Genomic DNA, 652 nt, shown 5'->3' with positions numbered 1-652 from the left:
CCGACCCGGCCTCGGACACGGCGATCTCGCCGCCGTCGAGCGGAACGCGCAAGAGCTGGCCGGCCGTGGCCACCGTGACGGAGTCGGCCGAGCCCGAAGCCTGCTGCAGAATGGCCGAGTCGGCTTCCGGGATCTCGGTGCGGAAGCCGCCCGGCGTCGTCACGACGCCCTGAGCGGGATCGAGCACCACCGGGACGTCCCCCACGGCTGTGACGGTCGGCTCGCTGTCCTTCTTCAGCCCGTCGATGGTTCCGGAGGTCGGTTCGAGGGGATCTCCCTGCGCGTCGACCGGGATCGTGTACACCCGGGCATCCTTCGGCGACACGGCGTAGACGGTCCCGTCGGCGCCGACGGTCACGTCCGCGTTCGCCCCGAGCTCGAGCAGCGGCTTCTCTCCGGCGACTTCGAATCCGGCCAGGCCCGTCACGGGCCTGATCCAGAGACCTCCCGACTCGGTGTCGAGGATCGCGGTGGTCTTCTCGCCCAGCGCCACCTTGCTCGCACCCGGAATCGCCCCGCTGTCGCCGAGCTTCACGTTCGCGGGATCGACGGTCGTCACTGTCGACTCGTCGCGGTTCACGACAACGACAGTCGCCTCGTCCTGCAGGATGTCGAAGTTCTCACCCGTCGTCCGCAGACCACCGTCGAGCAG

General features: G+C 69.5%; 1 pseudogene. It reads right to left on the bottom strand.

The features are described 5' to 3' along the window. Nucleotides 1–652, bottom strand: a pseudogene (locus KYX17_RS31610) (hypothetical protein); the annotation flags it as partial.

This window comes from Microbacterium sp. CIAB417 (assembly GCF_022788845.1).
This window is presented reverse-complemented; position numbering and strand designations above follow the sequence as displayed.